Consider the following 4,977-nt stretch of genomic DNA (forward strand, 5'->3'; position numbering starts at 1 on the left):
GAATTCTCAAAGCAAGTGCAACGTTTGGTGATGGTAGACTTCCCAAGGGCACTTCCAACCCAGACGCTTACGTGGCCTCAGATTGAGCTCATTATATACTGCCTCAATCTCTCTATCGCTAATCGATGAGAGGTCTGTACCTTTTGGAAAATACTCTCTGATGAGACCGTTGGTATTTTCATTGGTACCTCTTTGCCAGGGATGATGTGGAAGACAGAAGTAGATACTTACTCCAATAGCTTCTTGAAGTTCTGCTGCTCGAGCAAACTCAGATCCACGATCAAGCGTTATGGTTTTTACTACCTCACCTCTCAAAGCTTGCTGTATAGCTACATTGACATCAGCACTAGACCCTGATGCAGCTTTGCCACCAACAAGGTAGCCGCTCATACGGTCAACTTGTGTGACCAGGCGTGGCCCTTTGGCCTTACCGATGACGGTATCACCTTCCCAGTCTCCAATGCGTTGGCGATCTGCAACCTCTTTTGGTCTTTCGACAAGTTCATGAGTTATCCGTATTTTTCCTCTGCGCTCTATGAGGTGTTTTGTATGCCGTCGTTTACCTCGGTGTCTAAGTCTCTACGTACAGACTGTACACCTGGAAGTTCACAGTCTAGTTTTCCGAGTGTATGGCTCTATATATAGTGCTACAGCTGACAGGAGCGTAGGAAAGTTCTAAGTGTAGTCTGCCTGCAATCTGCTCAGGTGAGAAGTGGCGACTACAGATAAGAAAGACAATACGTGCACGAAGGCTTGGATCATCGAGTAGGGTGCGTTTCTTGCAAGCCTGGCGTCGAACATCGGTTTTTCTCTGAGCAGTCGAGGCTCTATAGCACAGATGCGCCACTCCAATGATTGTCCAACCGTTTCTTTTAATCTCTCGTGAAATACTTGATTTGTTTCGACCGAGCTTACGAGCAATCTGGCTTATACTTTCATGATTTTTCCACCAGACCATAATGTCTTCGCGCTCTTCAATGCTAAGATGGCTATAGTGACCCATGGAAATCCTTTCAATGATCGTTGTCGTAAGCGCCATTGTAGACCCATGGGTCACTACCTTGTCTTTTGTTGTTGCACTTGCAATGAGAATTCAAGTATCCAAAACACAGATTCTTTGCACTTTTCAGGCGGACCTTTCGTGACGTGACTTTTGAATCCGAGGTTAGTTTCATGAGCACTCTTATGGAGCCTGATTTTCTCGCCATGTCTGAACGATTTGCCGGAAAAGTGCACCAAGTCTGAGCTATTTGCCGGTTTTGCTCGCCATGTCTGAGCTGTTTTACTCAGACATGATGAGCTTTTCAGGCTCGCAATCAGAGCCGATCAAAAAATGGAGAGAGGCAGCTTGAACGCACAAAAACACACCTCGGGAGAAGCCCCCAAGGTGTGTTCGGTATTCGGTGTGCAATATTACCTGTTCGCACTGGCTTGGTCGCAGCCCGCAGCCTCGCGTCCGTCGCAGAGCCCGCAGCGCGATGCAGCCCGCAGCCTCGCGTCACGCTAGTCAATACGAGCGTCTACCTCAAGCCAGCCAAGCTGCTCGATGTTGCCCTTGACGTGCTCGCAAGACTTGCGCCATGCCTCAATCTCGGAGTCGGAGAGCTCGGGTACAAAGACCTTCTCGACACCATTGGCGCCGATAACCGCAGGAAGTGAAGAGTAGAAGCCAGAAACGCCATACACGTCGTTGAGCAGCGTGGATACTGGCGTAATCAGCTTGGTGTCGTGGACAATGGCCTTAATGACCTCGACAGCGCCGTTTGCAATGGAGTACTCAGTGCACTGCTTTCCGCTGTAGGTAACGTATCCGCCCATGCGACCAGCCTGCTCAAGCTCTGGGAGGTTAAAGGTCTTGCCCGTCTGAGCTGCAACTTCGTCGAGGGTGAGGCAGCCAATGGAGACATGTGACCAGCAAGCAAACATGCCGTTGCCGTGCTCGCCGAGCATCCAAGCGTTAATGCAAGATGCTGGATAGCCAGTAGCGCCGGAAAGTGCGTGGCGGAGTCGAGCGGAGTCTAGCGTGGTGCCGGAGCCGATAACCTTATTTGGATCAGCGCCGGTCAGATACTGGAGCTCAGTGGTAACAACGTCGCATGGGTTTGCGATGTTGACCCAAACGCCATCGAAGCCTGCGTCTGCAATGCGCTTTGCAAACTTCTTGGCCTCGTCAGTGGTGACGAAGAGCTCACCATCACGACTACCTGCTGCAGCCTCAATATGGCCAGCAGCATTAACAATAATATCGCAGCCAGCAAGCTCCTCGTAACGGTCATCTACTTCATAGACACGAGCGGGATGTGGATAAAAAGGCATTGCGTCCAACAGGTCGTTTACCTGAGCTTTGCACAGGACTTCGTTTGTATCACTAATAAAGAGCTCGGTAACAATTCCCTGGTAAAGCAGGGCATTTGCAACGTGAGCGCCGACGTGATTAGCACCAATGATGCCAATTTTGCTGATAAGAGCCATAATCCACCCCTTTATCTCGTCCAAAATTACTGTGCCTGATAGCCTAGCGGTTTTTTGCATAAACGGGTAACGATACAGAAAGACGAAACAGATTAGATACAACAGTCCCCTCAACGTGCCATTTAAGCCCGCAAACGGTATAGTAGTAACCCAAGATTTGGAGAGGAATTATGGGATACAAGACACCAACATGCTCTATTGCGCGTAGCTGCGGAGGCTGTGAATGGCTTTCGGTCCCCTATCCTATCCAACTTAAGCGCAAACAAGCGCAGGTAGAGGAACTTCTCGCCCCGCTGGCAAACATCAATAACGTAACTATTGAGCCCATCCGCGGAATGGACGAGCCTCTGGCATATCGTCACAAGGCAGCAACGCCATTTGCGCCGGGTAAGGGGCGCACGGTTCGTTCCGGTTTTTACGCAAGTGGAACGCACAAGATTATTGCTTCAAAGGAATGCCTGGTAGAGGATGGGCGAGCTCGCGCCATCCTCAATGACGTGGCGTATCTTGCCGGCCAGTTCAACATCCACGCTTACCAGGAAGATCGCGGCAAGGGAGCACTTCGCCACGGCGTGGTGCGCTGCGGATATGCCACCGACGACGTCATGCTGGTGCTGGTGGTCAACGGTCAGCACCTGCCTCACGAGCAGGAGTTTGTTGCAGCGCTTCGCAAGGCACACCCCGAGCTGACCAGCATCTTCTTGAACGTCAACCAGAAGCGCACCAACGCAATCTTAGGGCGAGAAACCCGTCTGCTTTGGGGCTCAACGTCTATGAGCGACAAGCTTCTGGACTGCACGTTTGAGATTGGTCCAACCAGTTTCTACCAGACCAACCCTCAGCAAACTGAGGTGCTCTACCAGCTGGCCATCGACGGCGCGCTAGCTGGCTCCGAGTTTGCAGGTTCCAAGTCCGCCGGCGCCGCGCAGGCCAACGCTGCGTTGACCAGCGCTTCCGCGCAAGCAGTCACTCCCCCGCAAGCCAGCAACCTGCGAGTTCTTGACGCCTACTGTGGCACGGGAACCATTGGACTTTGCTTGGCTCACGCTGCTGAAGCTCAAGGCATCAACCTTCTGCTCACTGGCGTTGACCAGGTTGAAAACAACATTCAAATGGCTCGCAGAAACGCTCGAAACAACAAACTTGAAGCCGAATTTATCTGCGACGATGCCACTCGTTACATGCAAGCTCTGGCAAAAGACGGGCAGAACTTTGACGTCATTATTCTTGACCCACCTCGCGCTGGTTCAACACCTGCCTTTCTTAAGGCAACAACTCAACTAGCCCAGAAGAAAATCGTGTACGTGAGCTGCAACGTTGTAACGCAGGCTAGGGACCTCAAAGTTCTTCTCGATAGCGGGTTTGCCATTGAGCGCGTGACACCTGTGGACATGTTCCCTCACACCAAGCATGTGGAGACGGTAGTATTGATGTCAAGGGTGAAGGACTAAACAGTATAGAAAAGGCTTGAAATCAAGGGATTCCGAAGAACTGCCCCGGTTTAGGCAAATGATCGGAATTCTTTTTTAGACTGTTTGACAACAGTTCTGACTACTGGAAACATAAGGGTTGTAACTACAGAACTGCTTTTTGCCGTATTGAGACTACAGAAATGATAACTTTGGATTTAATGCCAAAAGCCAGGTGATGAAGCTTGTTGTATTTTGCAGAATAAGTCTTATTCTGGCATTCGTTTTAACGGTAATTATTCCATTATGTTTATAAGATTATGCGCGAACAAAACTCTTTGATTTTCTGTCACAGCAAAGTTATAAGCATAGTATACGGCGACAAAGAATGGAATTTGCTAAGGAGATAGTTTTATGGATTATATACGAGCGATTCTGGACGGGATTGCAATAGCCGCAATCTTTAACGGTGCAGTAGCAGTCTTGGTACTTATTAATCCAAGATACTTTTTTGATTCTTATCCAAAGGCAATTCAGAAAGCTGCACCTGAACAGATGACAAAAAAGGAGAAAAATATAAATTTCATCATAACAATTGTAATTTGCGGGATTTGTTTCATATATTCAATAGCAAGTCTTATACATACAGGCATTTCGGGCTTTTGGAATCTTTTTTGGATGGGGTATATTCAGTGGAGCATATTGAACTTAGGAGATTTCTTTTTGCTAGATTGTCTGTTATTCCAAGGAAAACATAAGAGTAAGATTGTCATCCACGGAACAGAGGGGCATCCTGATTATGAGCTCGGCAACTGGATGAAGCATTTGGCAATCAAGGAACATTTTGTAGTCACTCCGTTTTTGATCATATCGTTTGTAGCGGCGGTTCAGGCTTTGATTGTTGGAATAATATGAAGATAAATTTTCGGGTCATTTATCTAAATGGATAGTGAGCTTTTGTTTGGGTACGCTTGAATTCTCATTGCTAGTGCAACAACAAAAGACGGGCAGAACTTTGACGTCATTATTCTTGACCCACCTCGCGCGGGTTCAACACCTGCCTTTCTTAAGGCAACAGCTCAGCTAGCCCAGAAGA

5 protein-coding genes are annotated in these 4,977 nt (G+C 48.6%); 2 read left to right on the forward strand and 3 right to left on the reverse strand.

Annotated elements, in window-relative coordinates; all coding sequences use genetic code 11:
- Positions 1-6: 6 nt before the first annotated feature.
- From HMPREF1492_RS07655 to HMPREF1492_RS06045, 3 genes are all read right to left on the reverse strand, one after another.
- Positions 7-537 (reverse strand): IS30 family transposase, encoded by a 531-nt coding sequence (locus HMPREF1492_RS07655; protein WP_156924064.1) that lies wholly within the window; start codon positions 535-537, stop codon positions 7-9.
- A gap of 76 nt (positions 538-613) precedes the next feature.
- Positions 614-1,039, reverse strand: coding sequence for a helix-turn-helix domain-containing protein (locus tag HMPREF1492_RS07890; RefSeq protein WP_156924065.1), 426 nt, complete (start codon positions 1,037-1,039; stop codon positions 614-616).
- 464 nt (positions 1,040-1,503) lie between these two features.
- Positions 1,504-2,472, reverse strand: a complete 969-nt coding sequence (locus HMPREF1492_RS06045; protein WP_035437011.1) for a lactate/malate family dehydrogenase — start codon at positions 2,470-2,472, stop codon at positions 1,504-1,506.
- 170 nt (positions 2,473-2,642) lie between these two features.
- On the opposite strand from HMPREF1492_RS06045, the gene HMPREF1492_RS06050 reads away from it, so the two are divergent.
- Both HMPREF1492_RS06050 and HMPREF1492_RS06055 read left to right on the forward strand, forming a co-directional pair.
- Positions 2,643-3,923: a class I SAM-dependent RNA methyltransferase gene (locus HMPREF1492_RS06050; RefSeq protein ID WP_035437013.1), complete on the forward strand. Its 1,281-nt coding sequence runs from the start codon at positions 2,643-2,645 to the stop codon at positions 3,921-3,923.
- Between the two features lie 372 nt (positions 3,924-4,295).
- Positions 4,296-4,796 (forward strand): hypothetical protein, encoded by a 501-nt coding sequence (locus tag HMPREF1492_RS06055; protein ID WP_035437015.1) that lies wholly within the window; start codon positions 4,296-4,298, stop codon positions 4,794-4,796.
- Positions 4,797-4,977: the final 181 nt, after the last annotated feature.

Origin of the sequence: Atopobium sp. BS2 (genome assembly GCF_000565075.1) — a bacterium.
Classification (GTDB): domain Bacteria; phylum Actinomycetota; class Coriobacteriia; order Coriobacteriales; family Atopobiaceae; genus Lancefieldella.

What these genes read in the sequence shown, in the direction of transcription:
- HMPREF1492_RS07890 (WP_156924065.1), bottom strand. Translation starts at nt 1,039, where the DNA reads ATGGCGCTTACGACAACGATCATTGAAAGGATTTCCATGGGTCACTAT.
- HMPREF1492_RS06045 (WP_035437011.1), bottom strand. Translation starts at nt 2,472, where the DNA reads ATGGCTCTTATCAGCAAAATTGGCATCATTGGTGCTAATCACGTCGGC.
- HMPREF1492_RS06050 (WP_035437013.1), top strand. Translation starts at nt 2,643, where the DNA reads ATGGGATACAAGACACCAACATGCTCTATTGCGCGTAGCTGCGGAGGC.
- HMPREF1492_RS06055 (WP_035437015.1), top strand. Translation starts at nt 4,296, where the DNA reads ATGGATTATATACGAGCGATTCTGGACGGGATTGCAATAGCCGCAATC.